The 16,681-nt window shown below is 71.3% G+C and carries 12 protein-coding genes; 4 read left to right on the top strand and 8 right to left on the bottom strand.

Annotated features, from left to right (window positions below; genetic code table 11):
* The first annotated feature begins 1 nt into the window (after nt 1).
* From nuoL to recQ, 4 genes are all read left to right on the top strand, one after another.
* Nucleotides 2–1,897, top strand: a complete 1,896-nt coding sequence (gene nuoL / locus ACH45E_RS36235; RefSeq protein WP_361449669.1) for an NADH-quinone oxidoreductase subunit L — start codon at nt 2–4, stop codon at nt 1,895–1,897.
* Between the two features lie 5 nt (nt 1,898–1,902).
* Nucleotides 1,903–3,474: an NADH-quinone oxidoreductase subunit M gene (locus tag ACH45E_RS36230; protein WP_361449672.1), complete on the top strand. Its 1,572-nt coding sequence runs from the start codon at nt 1,903–1,905 to the stop codon at nt 3,472–3,474.
* Nucleotides 3,471–5,120: an NADH-quinone oxidoreductase subunit NuoN gene (nuoN, locus tag ACH45E_RS36225; protein ID WP_361449675.1), complete on the top strand. Its 1,650-nt coding sequence runs from the start codon at nt 3,471–3,473 to the stop codon at nt 5,118–5,120. The genes ACH45E_RS36230 and nuoN overlap by 4 nt, the downstream gene beginning before the upstream one ends.
* 141 nt (nt 5,121–5,261) lie before the next feature.
* On the top strand, nt 5,262–7,217 hold the full coding sequence (recQ, locus tag ACH45E_RS36220) for a DNA helicase RecQ (RefSeq protein ID WP_361449758.1): 1,956 nt from the start codon (nt 5,262–5,264) through the stop codon (nt 7,215–7,217).
* Nucleotides 7,218–7,250: 33 nt separating this feature from the next.
* Here recQ and ACH45E_RS36215 read toward each other — a convergent pair whose 3' ends face one another.
* The 8 genes from ACH45E_RS36215 to fahA form a co-directional block, all read right to left on the bottom strand.
* A complete protein-coding gene (locus tag ACH45E_RS36215; protein WP_361449761.1) occupies nt 7,251–9,989 on the bottom strand; it encodes a fumarate reductase/succinate dehydrogenase flavoprotein subunit in 2,739 nt (912 codons plus the stop codon).
* A gap of 80 nt (nt 9,990–10,069) precedes the next feature.
* On the bottom strand, nt 10,070–10,837 hold the full coding sequence (locus tag ACH45E_RS36210) for an ABC transporter ATP-binding protein (RefSeq protein WP_361449678.1): 768 nt from the start codon (nt 10,835–10,837) through the stop codon (nt 10,070–10,072).
* Entirely contained in the window at nt 10,821–11,699 is an 879-nt protein-coding gene (locus ACH45E_RS36205; RefSeq protein WP_361449681.1) for an ABC transporter permease, read from the bottom strand. The genes ACH45E_RS36210 and ACH45E_RS36205 overlap by 17 nt, the downstream gene beginning before the upstream one ends.
* A complete protein-coding gene (locus ACH45E_RS36200; protein WP_361449684.1) occupies nt 11,696–13,039 on the bottom strand; it encodes an ABC transporter substrate-binding protein in 1,344 nt (447 codons plus the stop codon). The genes ACH45E_RS36205 and ACH45E_RS36200 overlap by 4 nt, the downstream gene beginning before the upstream one ends.
* 50 nt (nt 13,040–13,089) lie before the next feature.
* Nucleotides 13,090–13,317, bottom strand: a complete 228-nt coding sequence (locus ACH45E_RS36195; RefSeq protein WP_010986276.1) for a ferredoxin family protein — start codon at nt 13,315–13,317, stop codon at nt 13,090–13,092.
* A gap of 55 nt (nt 13,318–13,372) precedes the next feature.
* Nucleotides 13,373–14,164, bottom strand: a complete 792-nt coding sequence (locus ACH45E_RS36190; RefSeq protein ID WP_361449689.1) for a GntR family transcriptional regulator — start codon at nt 14,162–14,164, stop codon at nt 13,373–13,375.
* A 143-nt stretch (nt 14,165–14,307) separates the two neighbouring features.
* Nucleotides 14,308–15,246 (bottom strand): M56 family metallopeptidase, encoded by a 939-nt coding sequence (locus ACH45E_RS36185; RefSeq protein ID WP_361449692.1) that lies wholly within the window; start codon nt 15,244–15,246, stop codon nt 14,308–14,310.
* A gap of 186 nt (nt 15,247–15,432) precedes the next feature.
* Nucleotides 15,433–16,647, bottom strand: coding sequence for a fumarylacetoacetase (fahA, locus tag ACH45E_RS36180; RefSeq protein WP_361449695.1), 1,215 nt, complete (start codon nt 16,645–16,647; stop codon nt 15,433–15,435).
* Nucleotides 16,648–16,681: the final 34 nt, after the last annotated feature.

Here is a 16,681-nt window from a genome sequence, read left to right as displayed (position 1 = left end):
CGTGGAGAACCTGATCGCGCTGCTGATCGCGGCGCCCCTGCTCGGAGCGGCCGTCCTGCTGGTCGGCGGCCGGCGCCTCGACGCCGTCGGCCACTGGGTCGGCACGCTCCTGTCGACGACCTCCTTCGTGTTCGGCGTGATCCTCTTCGCCGACCTGCTGGGCAAGGACGCCGAACACCGCACGCTCACCCAGCACCTGTGGACGTGGATCTCCGTGGGCAGCTTCCAGGCGGACGTCACGTTCCGCCTCGACCAGCTGTCGATGACGTTCGTGCTGCTGATCACCGGCGTCGGCTCGCTGATCCACCTGTACTCGGTCGGGTACATGGAGCACGACGAGCGGCGCCGCCGCTTCTTCGGCTACCTGAACCTGTTCCTCGCGGCGATGCTGCTGCTGGTCCTCGCCGACAACTACCTGCTGCTGTACGTCGGCTGGGAGGGCGTCGGTCTCGCCTCCTACCTGCTGATCGGCTTCTGGCAGCACAAGCCCAGCGCGGCCACGGCCGCCAAGAAGGCCTTCCTGGTCAACCGCGTCGGCGACATGGGCCTGTCGATCGCGATCATGCTGATGTTCACCACCTTCGGGTCCTTCGCCTTCGGGCCGGTGTTCAGCCACGCCGGCGACTCCTCCGAGGGCAGGCTCACCGCCATCGCCCTGATGCTCCTGCTCGCCGCCTGCGGCAAGTCAGCCCAGGTGCCGCTGCAGTCCTGGCTCGGGGACGCGATGGAGGGCCCGACCCCGGTCTCGGCCCTCATCCACGCGGCGACGATGGTGACCGCGGGCGTGTACCTGATCGTCCGGTCCGCGGCCATCTTCAACGCCGCGCCCGACGCGCAGCTCGTGGTCACCGTGGTCGGCGCGGTCACGCTCCTGTTCGGTGCGATCGTCGGTTGCGCGAAGGACGACATCAAGAAGGCGCTGGCCGGCTCGACCATGTCGCAGATCGGCTACATGGTGCTGGCCGCGGGCCTCGGCCCGATCGGCTACGTCTTCGCGATCATGCACCTGGTGACGCACGGCTTCTTCAAGGCCGGGCTGTTCCTCGGTGCCGGTTCGGTCATGCACGGCATGAACGACGAGGTCGACATGCGCAAGTACGGCGGCCTGCGCACGTACATGCCGGTCACCTTCGCCACCTTCGGCCTCGGCTACCTCGCCATCATCGGCTTCCCGGGACTGTCCGGCTTCTTCTCCAAGGACAAGATCATCGAGGCGGCCTTCGCCAAGGGCGGCACCGAGGGCTGGATCCTCGGCGGCGCGGCTCTGCTGGGCGCGGCCATCACCGCGTTCTACATGACGCGCGTGATGCTGATGACGTTCTTCGGTGAGAAGCGCTGGCAGCCCGATGAGAACGGCCACGAACCGCACCCGCACGAGTCCCCGAAGGTCATGACGATCCCGATGATCGTGCTGGCCGTGGGCTCGGTCGCCGCGGGCGGTCTGTTCAGCATCGGCGACCGCTTCCTGAAGTGGCTGGAGCCGGTCACCGGTCACAGTGAGGGCGACTCGCCCCTCAGCGCCGGCGCGGTCACCGGCGCGACCATGGTGTGCCTGATCATCGGCGTCGGCCTCGCGTACGCCCAGTACGGTCGCAAGCCCGTCCCGGCCGTCGCCCCGCGCGGGTCGCTGCTCACCCGGGCCGCCCGGCGCGACCTGCTCCAGGACGACTTCAACCACGTCGTCCTGGTCCGTGGTGGCGAGCACCTCACGCGCTCGCTGGTGTACGTCGACCACACCCTGGTCGACGGGGTCGTCAACGGCACCGCGGCCTCGTTCGGGGGTCTGTCCGGACGGCTGCGCCGGCTCCAGAACGGCTTCGTGCGCTCGTACGCGGTCTCGATGTTCGGCGGCGCGGCACTCCTGGTCGCCGCGACCCTGCTGATGAGGGCGGTCTGATACCGATGTCCTTTCCTCTGCTGACAGCGACGGCGGCGCTCCCGGCCGTCGGAGCGGTCGCCACGGCCGCCGTACCGGCCGCGCGGCGCACCGCAGCCAAGTGGCTCGCGCTGCTGTTCTCGCTCGCCACGCTCGTCCTGGCCGTCGTCGTCCTGGTCCGCTTCGACCCGGACGGCGCGCGCTACCAGCTCACGGAGTCCCACGCCTGGATCCCGGACTTCGGGGTCAGGTACGAGCTCGGTGTGGACGGCATCGGGGTGGCGCTCGTCGCGCTGACCGCCCTGCTGATCCCGTTCATCGTCCTCGCGGGGTGGCACGACGCCGACCCGCTGGAGACCGGAAGCCGCCGCTGGCGGCCCACCCAGGGCTTCTTCGCGCTGATCCTGGCCGTCGAGGCGATGGTGGTCATCTCCTTCGAGGCCACCGACGTCTTCGTCTTCTACATCTTCTTCGAAGCCATGCTGATCCCGATGTACTTCCTCATCGGCGGCTTCGGGGACCGTGCCCACCAGCACGGCGAAGAGGTGGCGTCGACGCAGCGGTCGTACGCTGCGGTGAAGTTCCTGCTCTACAACCTGGTCGGCGGTCTGATCATGCTGGCCGCGGTGATCGGCCTGTACGTGGTCGCCGGGAGCTTCTCGCTCACGGAGATCGCGCAGGCGCGCGCCAACGGCTCGCTGCACATGGCGACCGACACGGAACGCTGGCTGTTCCTGGGCTTCTTCTTCGCCTTCGCGGTGAAGGCGCCCCTGTGGCCGCTGCACACCTGGCTGCCCAACGCCATGGGAGAGGCCACCGCCCCGGTCGCCGTGCTCATCACGGCGGTGGTCGACAAGGTGGGCACCTTCGCGATGCTCCGCTTCTGCCTCCAGCTGTTCCCGGAGGCGAGCAAGTGGGCCACGCCCGCCATCCTCGTACTGGCGTTGATCAGCATCGTCTACGGGGCGCTGCTCGCGGTCGGCCAGCGGGACATCAAGCGGCTGGTGGCCTACGCGTCGATCTCGCACTTCGGCTTCATCATCATGGGCATCTTCGCGATGACCAGCCAGGGCCAGTCCGGGGCGACGCTTTACATGGTCAACCACGGCATCTCCACGGCCGCGCTGATGCTGGTCGCGGGCTTCCTGATCTCCCGGCGCGGCTCGCGGCTCATCGCGGACTACGGCGGGGTGCAGAAGGTCGCCCCGGTGCTCGCCGGCACGTTCCTGATCGGCGGTCTGGCCACCCTCTCGCTGCCGGGGCTCGCGCCCTTCGTGAGTGAGTTCCTGGTGCTGGTCGGCACGTTCACGCGCTATCCGGTGATCGGGATCATCGCCACCTTCGGCATCGTCCTCGCCGCGCTCTACACCCTCGTCCTGTACCAGCGGACGATGACGGGCCCGGTGAAGCCGGAGGTCTCCGCGATGCCCGACCTTCGCGTGCGTGAGCTGGTGGTCGTGGCCCCGCTGATCGTGCTGCTGATCTTCCTGGGCGTCTACCCGAAGCCCGTCACGGACATCGTCAACCCGGCGGTCAAACAGACCATGTCCGACGTACACAAGAAGGACCCCAAGCCCCAGGTGGAGGCGGTCAAGTGAGCGCAACAGCCGTCCACAGCCTGTGGACAACGGCGGCCGACCCGATCTCGAAGATCGACGCGCCGAAGATCGAATACGGACAGCTGTCGCCGACCCTGATCGTCGTCGGTGCGGCGGTCATCGGGGTGCTGATCGAGGCGTTCGTCCCGCGCAAGTCGCGTTACTACGCCCAGGTGTTCGTGTCGGCGGTCGCGCTGGCCGCCGCCTTCGCCGCGGTCGTCGCCCTCGCGGCCGACGGCTACGGCACCACCAAGGCGCACATCGCGGCCATGGGCGCGATCGCGGTCGACGGGCCGTCGCTGTTCCTCCAGGGCACGATCCTGCTGGCTGGTCTGGTCGGCCTGTTCACCTTCGCCGAGCGGCGGCTCGACCCGGCGGCGCACGGCAACCGGGTGGACTCCTTCGCGGCGCAGGCCGCGTCCGTGCCGGGCAGCGACAGTGAGAAGGCAGCCGTCAAAGCCGGCTTCACCACCACCGAGGTCTTCCCGCTGCTGCTCTTCGCGGTCGCCGGGATGCTGGTGTTCCCCTCGGCCAACGATCTGCTGACGCTGTTCGTGGCCCTGGAGGTCTTCTCGCTGCCGCTGTACCTGATGTGCGCGCTCGCCCGCCGCAAGCGGCTGATGTCGCAGGAGTCCGCCGTCAAGTACTTCCTGCTCGGCGCGTTCGCCTCGGCGTTCACGCTGTTCGGCATCGCGCTGCTGTACGGCTACGCGGGCTCGGTGTCCTACGCGACGATCGCGCGGGTCGTCGACGGCACGGTCACCAACGTCAACCCGGCGCTCGCCGACACCATGGGCAACGACTCGCTGCTGCTGATCGGCACCGCGATGGTGGTGATGGGCCTGCTGTTCAAGGTCGGTGCGATCCCCTTCCACATGTGGACGCCCGACGTCTACCAGGGCGCCCCGACCCCGGTGACCGGATTCATGGCGGCGGCGACCAAGGTGGCGGCCTTCGGCGCGCTGCTGAGGCTGCTGTACGTCGTGCTGCCCGGTATGCGCTGGGACTGGCGGCCGGTCATGTGGGCCGTCGCGATCATCACCATGCTGGGCGGTGCGATCGTCGCGATCACCCAGACCGACATCAAGCGACTGCTGGCGTACTCGTCCATCGCGCACGCCGGATTCATCCTCGCGGGTGTCATCGCGACCTCGAAGGACGGTGTCTCGTCCGTTCTGTTCTACCTGGCCGCGTACTCGTTCGTGACGATCGGCGCCTTCGCCGTGGTGACCCTGGTGCGCGATGCCGGCGGCGAGGCGACGCACCTGTCCAAGTGGGCGGGGCTGGGCCGCCGGTCGCCGCTGGTGGCGGCCGTGTTCGCGGTGTTCCTGCTGGCCTTCGCGGGCATCCCGCTGACCTCCGGGTTCGCCGGGAAGTTCGCCGTTTTCAAGGCGGCGGCGGAGGGCGGTGCGGTTCCGCTGGTCGTGATCGGTGTGATCTCCTCGGCGATCGCGGCGTTCTTCTACATCCGGGTGATCGTGCTCATGTTCTTCAGCGAGCCCAGCCCGGAGGGCCCGACGGTCGCCGTGCCGTCCCCGCTGACGATGGCGGCGATCGGAGTGGGCGTGGCGGTGACGCTGGTGCTCGGTGTGGCGCCGCAGTACTTCCTGAACCTGGCGAGCCAGGCGAGTGTGTTCGTGCGCTGACCGTATGCGTGGGGCCCCGGTTCTCCGTGGGGAGGCCGGGGCCCTTCCGTATGCGCGGGCCTGTGGATAACTCCGGCGTTGTCGGTGCGGAGCCCTATCGTGGACGCAGTGGTCGAGAGGCGACGTACGGGGGGCACGACGATGGGCGGGACGGGCGGGATCGGCGAGATGCCAGGGACGACGGACAGCGAGACGCTGGCCACGCTGCACCGGGTCTTCGGATACGAGGCCTTCCGCGGCGAGCAGGAAGCGGTCATAGAGCATGTGGTGGCGGGCGGCGACGCCGTCGTCCTCATGCCGACCGGCGGCGGCAAGTCGCTGTGCTACCAGATCCCGGCCCTGGTCAGACCGGGTACGGGCATCGTGGTCTCGCCGCTCATCGCGCTGATGCAGGACCAGGTGGACGCGCTGCGCGCGCTCGGCGTGAACGCCGGGTTCATGAACTCCACGCAGGACTTCGACGAGCGGCGCGTGGTCGAGGCGGAGTTCCTGGCCGGCGAGCTGGATCTGCTGTACCTGGCACCGGAGCGGCTGCGCCTGGAGCCCACGCTCGACCTGCTCTCGCGGGGCAAGATCGCGGTCTTCGCCATCGACGAGGCGCACTGTGTCGCGCAGTGGGGCCATGACTTCCGCCCCGACTACCTGGCCCTCTCCCTCCTGGGCGAGCGCTGGCCGGACGTCCCGCGGATCGCGCTGACGGCGACGGCCACCCACGCCACGCACCAGGAGATCACCCAGCGGCTGAACATGCCGACGGCCCGCCACTTCGTGGCGAGCTTCGACCGGCCCAACATCCAGTACCGGATCGTGCCCAAGGCCGACCCCAAGAAGCAGCTGCTCGCCTTCCTGCGCGAGGAGCACGCGGGCGATGCGGGGATCGTGTACTGCCTCTCACGGAACTCGGTGGAGAAGACCGCGGAGTTCCTCTCCCGCAACGGCGTCGAGGCGGTGCCCTACCACGCCGGCCTGGACGCGGGCACGCGCGCGGCGCACCAGTCCCGGTTCCTGCGCGAGGACGGTCTGGTCGTGGTGGCGACCATCGCCTTCGGGATGGGCATCGACAAGCCGGACGTGCGGTTCGTCGCCCACCTCGACCTGCCCAAGTCGATCGAGGGCTACTACCAGGAGACCGGCCGGGCGGGGCGGGACGGCCTGCCGTCGACGGCCTGGATGGCGTACGGCCTGGGCGACGTCATACAGCAGCGCAAGCTGATCCAGTCCGGCGAGGGTGACGAGGCGTTCCGCCGCCGGGCCGCCGCCCACCTGGACTCGATGCTCGCCCTGTGCGAGACGGTCCGGTGCCGCCGCGGCCAGCTGCTCGCCTACTTCGGCCAGGACCCGGACCCGGCGGGCTGCGGCAACTGCGACACCTGTGTCACGCCCCCGGAGACCTGGGACGGCACGGTCGCCGCACAGAAGGTGCTGTCGACGGTGGTGCGGCTGCAGCGGGAGCGCGGGCAGAAGTTCGGCGCGGTGCAGATCGTGGACATCCTGCTCGGCAAGCGCACCGGCAAGGTGATCCAGTTCGACCACGACCAGCTGTCCGTCTTCGGCATCGGTGAGGAGCTTTCCGAGGGCGAGTGGCGGGGCGTCGTCCGGCAGCTGCTGGCCCAGGGGCTGCTCGCGGTCGAGGGGGAGTACGGCACGCTGGTGCTCACCGAGGCGAGCGGGGCGGTGCTGCGGCGGGAGAGGGAGGTGCCGCTGCGCAAGGAGCCGAAGAAGCCGGTGACCCAGCGTGCGTCGTCCGCCGGATCGTCCGGCCGGGGCGACCGCAAGACCAAGGCGGCCGCGGCCGAGCTGCCCGAGGAGCTGCTGCCCGCCTTCGAGGCCCTGCGTGCCTGGCGTGCCGAGCAGGCACGCGAACAGGGTGTTCCGGCGTACGTCATCTTCCACGACGCCACACTGCGGGAGATCGTCACGGTCTGGCCGGCTTCGGTGGACCAGCTGGGCACCGTCGGGGGAGTGGGAGAGAAGAAGCTGGCGACGTACGGCGAAGGTGTCCTCGAAGTGCTGTCCTCTCTGGACGCTCCGGCTCCGGCTCCGGCCGCCGCGACCGACGACTGGCCGGAGGAGGAGCCGGAGCCCGACTGGATATAGGCGCCGGGACCTGGACGCGGAAGCCGGAACGCGTCAGAGCCCCCGTGCCGCGTACGCCCTGACGTCCGCGTCCGGGTCCGAGGTGACCGTGGCGAGGGCCGCCCGGGCCTCCGCTGTGCCGTTGTGCCGGGTCAGGGCGAGCACCGCCGCCTTGCGCACGTCGGCGTTGGGGTCGGCGAGCGCCTTGGCCAGGGCGGGGACCGACGCACCGGAGTCGGCGGAGCCCAGGGCGGTCGCCGCGCCCGCCCGGACCTGCCATGCCGGGTCGGCCAGCGCGGCCACGGCACGAGCGGCGAGCGGGGCCGGGCAGCCGACGGTGGCCAGCGCGCCGAGCGCGGCGCCGCGCACCAGGGGGTCGGTGTCCTCGGTGAGGCGGTCCAGGGTGCCGGTGAGCAGCTCCAGGGCGCTCGCGGCCAGGGTCGCCGAGCTGACCGCGGCCAGTGCCTTGGCCACGGTGACGCGGACCTCCCGCGAGGGGTCGGCCGCCGCACCGGCCAGCGGTTCGGCGGCGTCGACCGAGACGAGTGCGCGTACGGCCTCGATGCGGACGGTGATGTCGGGATCGTCCAGTGCCCCGGCGAACAGGCCGGCGTCACCCAGGCGCAGGGCACGCAGTACGTCGAGGGCGGCGGCGCGCACCACGGGGTCGGTCTCGGCGACCGCGGCGGTGAGGGCGGCACCCAGGGCGGCTTCGGGCGGGAGGGTCTCGACGAGCTCGCGCAACGAGGCCGCGGCGGCGGCACGCACGTCGGCGTCGGGGTCGCCGAGGGCGCCGGCCAGGGCCTGCCCGGTGCCGGGCGGCACCGTCTCGGTGAGGACCGAGACCGCCGTCCGCCGCACGGCAGCGTCGAGGTCGGTCAAGTAGGGCTCGATCGCGGCGAGTTCCGGCTGCTCCTCGGCCAGCTCCAGCAGCTCCAGGAGCCTGGGCGAGGCGGTCTCGGCCGAGCCGTGGTCCACGGGCCCGGGGGCGGGTGCGGAGGCCGGCCCCGTGGCGACCGGCGCCAGGTCCTGGGACCCGGCGGTGGCCACGTCCTCGGGCCGGACCTCACCGAGGTGCCGGGAAGAGCCGCCGACCGGAGTGAATTCATCGACCGGAACCAGATAGGGAGCCACGGGGCGAGCCGTGAACTCCATCGCACCGGAGGGGGACTTGTGCAGATCGAGATGGTGGAACCAGGAGGCGTCGTCGCGCTCCGGATGGTCGAGGCGGTCGTGGTAGAGGCCCCAGCGGGACTCCGTGCGGGCCAGGGAGGCGCGCGCGGCCATCTCCGCGCAGTCGCGGATGAAGGTGACCTCCGCGCACCGCATCAGCTCGTGCGGGGTGCGGGCACCCATCGCGGCGATGTCCGCGCGCATCCGCTCGAAGGCCTCCAGGGCCAGCGACAGCCGGGCGCCCGACTTCGGCGGGGCCACGTAGTCGTTCACGAAGCGGCGCAGCTTGTACTCGACCTGGGTCTGCGGCGGGCCGGACGGGTTGCGCAGCGGGCGGTAGATCAGCTCGTGCGCCTCCCGCAACTGGTCCTGCGGAAGCTCCCCTTCGTACGGGCGGTACTGGGAGGCGTCCGCGCCGGCCAGGTCGCCGAAGACGAAGGCGCCGATCATGTAGTTGTGCGGCACGCAGGCCAGGTCGCCGGCGGCGTACAGACGCGGGACGGTGGTACGGGCGTGGTCGTCGACCCGTACGCCGGAGGCCGAGTGGCCGCCGCACAGGCCGATCTCGGAGATGTGCATCTCGATGTCGTGCGTGCGGTAGTCGTGGCCGCGCCCGGCGTGGAAGGTGCCCCGGGTCGGGCGTTCCGTGGAGTGCAGGATGGACTCCAGCGCCGAGACCGACTCCTCGGGGAGGTGGCTCAGCTTCAGGTACACCGGCCCCCGGTCGCTGGCCACCTCGGCCGCGAACTCGGCCATCATCTGGCCGGACCAGTAGTCGGAGTCGACGAAGCGTTCGCCGTGCCGGTTGACCTGGTAGCCGCCGAAGGGGTTGGCGACGTACGCGCAGGCGGGGCCGTTGTAGTCCTTGATCAGCGGGTTGATCTGGAAGCACTCGATGCCGGTGAGTTCCGCGCCCGCGTGGTAGGCCATGGCGTAGCCGTCGCCCGCGTTGGTGGGGTTCTCGTACGTGCCGTACAGGTAGCCGGAGGCGGGCAGGCCGAGGCGGCCGCAGGCGCCGGTCGCGAGGATGACGGCGCCCGCGCGGACGGTGACGAACGCACCGGTGCGGGTGTGGAAGGCGACCGCGCCCACGGCACGCCCCTCGGCGGTCAGCACGCGCACCGGCATCAACCGGTTCTCGATCCGGATCCGCTCCCGCATCTCGCGCCGCCGCAGCTGCCGGTACAGCACCTTCTTGACGTCCTTGCCCTCCGGCATGGGCAGCACGTACGAGCCCGAGCGGTGGACCTGGCGGACGGCGTACTCGCCGTGCTCGTCCTTCTCGAACTTCACCCCGTACGACTCCAGGCGCTGCACCATCGCGAAGCCGCGGGTGGCGGTCTGGCGGACCGTGGACTGGTCGACGATGCCGTCGTTGGCGCGGGTGATCTCGGCGACGTAGTCGTCGGGCTCGGCGCGGCCGGGGATGACCGCGTTGTTGACGCCGTCCATGCCCATGGCGAGCGCCCCGGAGTGCCGGACGTGGGCCTTCTCCAGCAGCAGGACGCTCGCGCCGTGCTCGGCGGCGGTCAGTGCGGCCATCGTGCCGGCGGTGCCGCCGCCGATGACGAGGACGTCGCAGGTGAGTTCCTCGGCGTCGGCGAGGGCGGGGATCTCCAGGGGAGTGTCCGTGGGGGTGTCCGCGGAGGCGTCCGTGGGGGTGTCGGTGCGGGTGTCCGGGGTGTCCACCGGGGTGCCTTTCAGATGCTCAGTGAGGTCAGGACGTCGCGCCGCAGCGCCACGCGCGCGGGATCGTCGTGCGCGGTGCGGTCGCGGGGGCGCGGTACGTCGCGTACGGCGGTCAGCCGGCCGGAGCTCAGGAGGGCCACGCGGTCGCCGAGGAACAGGGCCTCGTCCACGTCGTGGGTGACGAAGACGACGGTCGCTCCGGTGCCGCCCAGCACCTCCACCAGCAGGTCCTGCATGCCGGCGCGGGTCTGGGCGTCGAGGGCGCCGAAGGGTTCGTCCATGAGGACGGCACGCGGGCTGCCGGCCAGGGCACGGGCGAGCTGCGCGCGCTGGCGCTGGCCGCCGGAGACACGGTGGGGCAACTGCCGGGACTGCTCGGCGAGTCCGACGCGCGCCAGCCAGGACTCCGCCTGGGCGCGGCGTTCGGCCCGGGGCACCCCCTGGATGGCGAGGGGGAGTTCGACGTTCGCGCGCAGGGTGCGCCAGGGCAGGAGGGCGTCCTCCTGGAAGATCAGGGCGCGGTCGGCACCGGGGCCCGTCAGGGGGTGCGCGTCCTGGACCACCTCTCCGGCGAGCGGGGACAGCAGCCCGGCCAGCGTGCGCAGCAGCGTCGACTTGCCGCAGCCGGACGGGCCGACGACGGTGAGGATCTCGCCGGGGGAGACGGCGAGGTCCACCTCGTGCAGCACGGGCGCGCCCGGCCGTCCGAGAACGGCGCCGTGCAGGGCGAGTCCCGCACCCGTGCGGGACGGTGAACGGACGTCAGACGAACTGGTCATGGGGCACGTCCTCCTCGGTCCTGGAGAGGGTCGGAGCAGGGGCCGTGGCGCCGCGCGCCCGCCGGGGGGCGCGCACGCCGGGGACGTACGACGTGCGGGGCAGCCAGCGGGTCAGCCGGCGGCCCAGCAGTTCGACGAGGGTGGAGGTGACCCAGCCGAGTACGCCGATGGTGACCATGCCGACGAACACGCCCGGGTAGTTGACGACCGTGTAGTCCTGCCAGGTGCGGTACCCGACGCCGTACTGGCCGGAGATCATCTCGGCGGAGATCACGCAGATCCACGAGACGCCGATGCCGACGGACAGGCCGCCGAAGATGCCGGGCAGCGCTCCCGGCAGGACGACCGAGCCGAGGATCCGCCACCGGCCGCCGCCCATGGTGCGCACCGCCTCCTCCCACACGGGGGTCAGCGCGCGGACCGCGTGCCGGGTGGAGACCAGCACGGGGAAGAAGGCGGCGGTGCAGGTGATGAAGACGATGCCCTGTTCGTTGGACGGGAAGAGCAGGATCGCCACCGGGACGAGAGCGATCGCCGGGATCGGGCGGATCACTTCGAGGACCGGGCCGAGCAGGTCCTCGGCGAGGCGCGAGCGGGCCACGAGCACGCCCGTCGCCACGCCCAGGACGGCCGCCAGCGCGAAGCCGAGGAGGATCCGGGTGAGACTGTCGGTGAGGTCGGTCCAGTAGTCACCGCCGGTGACCCGGTCGGCGAAGGCGTGGGCCACGTCGGTGACCGTGGGGAACTGCGAGAAACGCAGCCACAGGTCGACGTCCAGGCTGGTCAGCAGCTGCCAGAGACCGAGGGCGGTGGCCAGGGACGTCACTCGCAGCGCATACCGGGCGAGCGGGCGCCGGGTCACGAGGCGAGTCCGAGCGCGTCGGTGTACGGGACCGTCCGGGCGCCCGGGTGCGCGGCGACGTACGCCTGGGCGGTCGCCGGGGCGACGAACGGGAGCAGCTTGTCGCCGTCAGTCACCCATACCGCCTTGTCGGCGAACCACTGGGTGCCGGTGGTGGCGTCGGGGACGTAGGCGGCACGGATGCCGTTCTTGTGGCCGGCCACGTAGGCGAGCAGTTCCTTCGGGGACTTGAAGCTCGTGGTCTTCTCGGAGCCCTTCGCCCACACCTCGCTCGCGGCCGGTGCGGGGGTCGCGGCGAGTTCCTTGGCGTAGGAGGAGCCGAGGGCCTTCTTCACGTACCGGTCGTCGACGAAGGAGTCGACGTCGACGTCGCCGACCAGCTTCTCGGACTTCAGGACGGACACGTCCTGCTTGAGCGCCGAGACGAGCTGCGGCTTGACGGCGGGGTCGAAGGTGGAGATGCCCTGGGCGCCGTTGTAGAGGTAGACGGCCTCGGCGGGCAGGCCGGTGGCCTTGGCGACCTTCTCGGCGGCGGTCACGGGGTGGGCGCCCAGGTAGTCGGTCGCCTTGGCCTGTGCCTTGAGGAAGGCCTCCAGGACGGCGGGGCGCTCCTTGGCGAAGTCCTCGCGGGCGGTGACGCCGTGGAAGGTGGGGAGGTTCAGCTGGGCGCCGTCGTAGAGGGCCTTCGCCTTGCCCTGGTAGGCGAGCAGGCCGGGCCAGGCCACGAACTGGGACAGTGCGTCGATGCTGCCCGCCGACAGGGCCGAGGCGCCGACCGGCGGCTGCTGGTTGAGCTTGGAGATGCCGTGGTCCGGGTCGATGCCGGCCCGCTGAAGGGCTCGTACGAGGGTGCCGTCGGCGGCCGAGCCGACGCTCGTGGAGACCTTCTTGCCCTTGAGGTCCTTCAGGGAGGTGAGTGTGGAGTCCGGAGCCGTGACGACGGTGTTGAGGCCGCCGCGGAGGTTGTAGCCGGTGACGGACACCAGGTGGGTCGGGCGGCCGAGCTGCTTGCCGCGGGCCGCGTTGAGCAGCAGCGGGAAGTCGCCCATCGAGCCGATGTCGATCTTCCCGGCGGTCATCTGGGCGGTGATGGGGGCGCCGGTGGCGTAGTCCTGCCAGTCGACCTTGTAGGTGTGGCCGTCGTGCAGGGCGTTGAGCTGCTGCTCGAAGTAGCCGAGGGAGCGCAGGAGGGTGCCCGCGGTGACGGTGTTGATGGTCTTGGACTGGTAGCCGACGGTGACGGTGACCGTACGTCCGTCGCCGGCCTGGGCGTCGCCGCCGCAGGCCGACAGGGGAAGGAGCAGGGACGCCGTGGACACGGCGATGAACGTGCGTTTCACGGGACGCTTCATGGGTCGCTTCACGGTTCGCTTCATGGGAGTCGGGCCTTTCACCGGAGCAGGTAGGGCATGTTGACCGTGACGGCTCCGGTGGGGCAGCGGGCCGCGCACGGGCCGCAGTACCAGCACTCGTCGACGTGCATGTACGCCTTGCCGTTGCTCTCGTCGATGGCGAGGGAGTCCAGCGGGCACATGTCCACGCAGAGCGTGCAGCCGTCGATGCACTTGGACTCGTCGATGGTCACGGGCACATCGGCCCGCTGGGGCGCCAAGGGCATGGCTGTCTCCAGGAAGGTCGAACTCTTGGGAAGCGGGAAGTGGGAAGCGGGTGGGTCAGAGGGAGCGGTGCAGGAGACCGCTCATGGTGATGCGGTCGCCGCGGAACCGGATGAACTCCAGGTCGACCGGGCGGCCGTCCGCGAGGTGGGTGAGCCGTTCCAGCATCAGGACGGCCGCGCCGCGCGGGGCCTCGAGGACGGTGGCGGAGTGAGTGTCCGCGTTCACCGCCTCCAGCGTGATCTCGGCGTGGCCGAGGCGCTGGCCGGTGATGGCTTCCAGAAGGCGGAAGACATCGGTGTTCTCCAGGTCGGCGTCGAGCAGGGCGGTGCCGATGTCGAGCGGGATGTAGGTGAGGTCGAGGGAGAGGGGGAGGCCGTTCAGGCGGCGCAGGCGTTCGATGTAGAGGACGTCGGTGCCCGCGGGGACGCCGAGGCGTTCGGCGACCGGGGAGGGCGCGGAGGCGGGGCCCATGGTGCGGACCTCGTTGGTGACGCGGCCGTGTTCGCGGAGGGTTTCCGCGAGGCCCATCAGGCGGTCGAGCCCGTGCGGGTACTTCTGGGCGACGACGACCGTGCCCACGCCGGGCAGGCGGTCCACCAGTCCCTCGGCGCGCAGCAGGTCGAGTGCCTGGCGCACGGTGTTGCGGGAGGCGCTGTAGTCGTCGGCGAGGGTGGACTCGTGGGGGAGTGTGCCGTCGGGGTGGGCGCCGGTGAGGATCTGGTGGCGGAGGAGATCGGCGAGCTGCCTGGCCTGGTCCGCACGCAGCCGGCGACGCGTGCGGTGGGCGGCGACGGTGGTCGCGGCGCCTTGACCGGCGTGGTCTCGGATACGGTCGGTGGGTGGCATGTCGTGAACCATACCGAGGCGGTAGGGAAAGTCGTGTTGCCGGAGTGTTGCGCCATCTGACACACCACCGGTTGAGCAGCTGAGCTGGGGCTTTACCTGTAGGCGGGGGAAGATCTGCCACTGGCGGCGTGACCGCCCGGCCGTCAGGACAGCGCCGACAGACCCGGGGCGAACGTGATGAGCAGCGGCAGCAGCGGTACGAGCGCCGCCGCCGTCGTCGTCAGCGCGCGCTGCCGGCGCAGCAGCCGCGGTGGGGGTTCCAGGAGGCGGTCGACGCGTTCGCCGAGGAGGCGGCGGCTGGAGGCGCAGGACAGGACACCGCGGTGCTGGTTCAGCTCGATCAGGGCGAGGGCGGTGGTGAGGTGACCGCAGCGGCGGGAGGCCGTGTCGTCGGCGGCCAGTTCGACCAGGCGGTGGGTCTGGTCGCAGAAGTGGGCGAAGAGCGGAACGCGGGGGAAGCCGGTGGCGAGGGCGGTGGACAGATACAGCAGCCAGTCGTGGTGGGCGCGGGCGTGGCCGCGCTCGTGGGTGAGGACGGCGTCCAGCTGGTGGTCGGTGAGGCGCTGCAGGGCGCCGGTGGTGACGACCAGCTGGGGCGGGTGGCCCGGCATCCACCAGGCGTCGGGGTACTCGTCCTCGAGCACCAGCATCGGGCCCCGTGAGGCAGGCAGCCCGGCGGGCAGTTCGGGTGCGCGTTCGCGCAGGTGGGCCCGGGTCTGGCCGCGGCGACGGCGGGCCTCGACGAGTTCGCGGGCGAGCATCGCCGTGGTCCACGCGGCCCCGCAGGCGAGCAGCGCGGTGAGCGCGACGGCCCAGACCGGGGCGGTGGAGAGGTCGTACGCGGCGGTCACGGCGGGCGGCGCGGGGGCGAAGACGCGGTCGCGGACGGTGTGGAAGACGGCGGCGGCGCCCAGCATCAGCGCGGTCAGGCAGCACAGCAGTACGGTGGCGACCAGGCACTGCCAGACCCACAACGCGACGACGGGATCCCGCTCGGGCCACGCGGCCCGGGTCAGCGCGCGCGGTACCGGCACCGCGGCCGTCAGGGCGACGACGCTCAGCAGGAGCAGGCAGACGGTCATGCCGGGGGCTCCGGTTCCTGGTCGCAGAGCAGGGGCGGACGAAGAGGCGGTCCGGGGACGGCCCGGGGGCGGTTCGGGTGGTGCACGCTGTTACGCCAGTATGACGCCGACGGGCGCCCGCAGTCAGGCGTCGACGGCAAACACCACCCGCTCCCGGGCCTCTTCGCTCCCTTACTCCCGCAACGCTCAACCGCCTGCTACGACACGGCCGCTGACCTCCCCCAGCCCCACCCGGCTCCCGCCCGCCCCCGGTGCCCACGCCGACAGCGTCACGACGTCCCCGTCCTCCAGGTACGTCCGCTTGCCGTCGGGAAGTTCGAGCGGGTCACGACCGTTCCAGGTCAGCTCCAGCAGTGAGCCCCGCTGCCGCTCCTCGGGCCCGCTCACGGTCCCCGACCCGTACAGGTCCCCGGTGCGCAGCGAGGCCCCGTTCACGGTCATGTGCGCCAGCTGCTGCGCCGCCGTCCAGTACATGGTGGAGAAGGGCGGCTCGGACACCGGGTGGCCGTTGACGGCGATGGAGATCCGCAGGTCGTAACCGCCGGGCTCCTCACCGGAGTCGTCCAGGTACGGCAGTGGCGGGTGGGTCCGCTCGGGCGGCGCCACCAGCGCGTCGTCGAGTGCCTCCAGCGGGGTGATCCACGCGGACACCGACGTGGCGAAGGACTTGCCGAGGAACGGGCCGAGGGGCGCGTACTCCCAGGCCTGGATGTCGCGCGCCGACCAGTCGTTCAGCAGGCACAGCCCGAAGACGTGCTCCCGGAAGTCGCCCAGCGGGACGGGCCTGCCCCGTTCCGAGGGGACGCCGACGACGAAGCCGACCTCGGCCTCGATGTCCAGGCGGACGGAGGGCCCGAAGACGGGGGCCGGGTCGGCGGGGCCCTTGCGCTGGCCGGACGGCCGTACGACGTCCGTGCCCGACACCACGACGGTCCCGGAGCGGCCGTGGTAACCGATCGGGAGATGCTTCCAGTTGGGGGTCAGGGGGTCCTCGGCGTCGGGGCGGAAGATACGGCCCGCGTTCCGGGCGTGGTGCTCGGAGGAGTAGAAGTCGACGTAGTCGGCGACCTCGAAGGGCAGGTGCAGGGTCACCGAGGACAGGGGGTGGAACAGCGGTTCGATCGTCTCCCGGTGTGCGGGCACCGTCACCCAGGCCGTCAGGGCCCGCCGTACGTCCGACCACGCCGTACGGCCGGCGGCGAGCAGCGGGTTGAGGGTCGGGTGCGCGAGCAGGGAGGCGTACGGCGAGCCGATCGCGCGTGCCGCCGCGCCCGCGTCGAGCACGTGGTCGCCGAGCCGGACGCCGACGCGCCGCTCGGTCGAACCGGCGGGGGAGAAAACGCCGTAGGGGAGGTTGTGCGGGCCGAAGGGGTCGCCCTCGGGGACGTCGAAGGGGGGCATGGGGTGCTGCCTCGCTCTCATCCGGTGCCATCAC

The sequence above is a fragment of the Streptomyces sp. NPDC020299 genome, from assembly GCF_044387825.1.
GTDB lineage: Bacteria > Actinomycetota > Actinomycetes > Streptomycetales > Streptomycetaceae > Streptomyces.
Note: the sequence above shows the minus strand (reverse complement) of the source record. Positions and strands in the feature narration are given on the sequence as shown.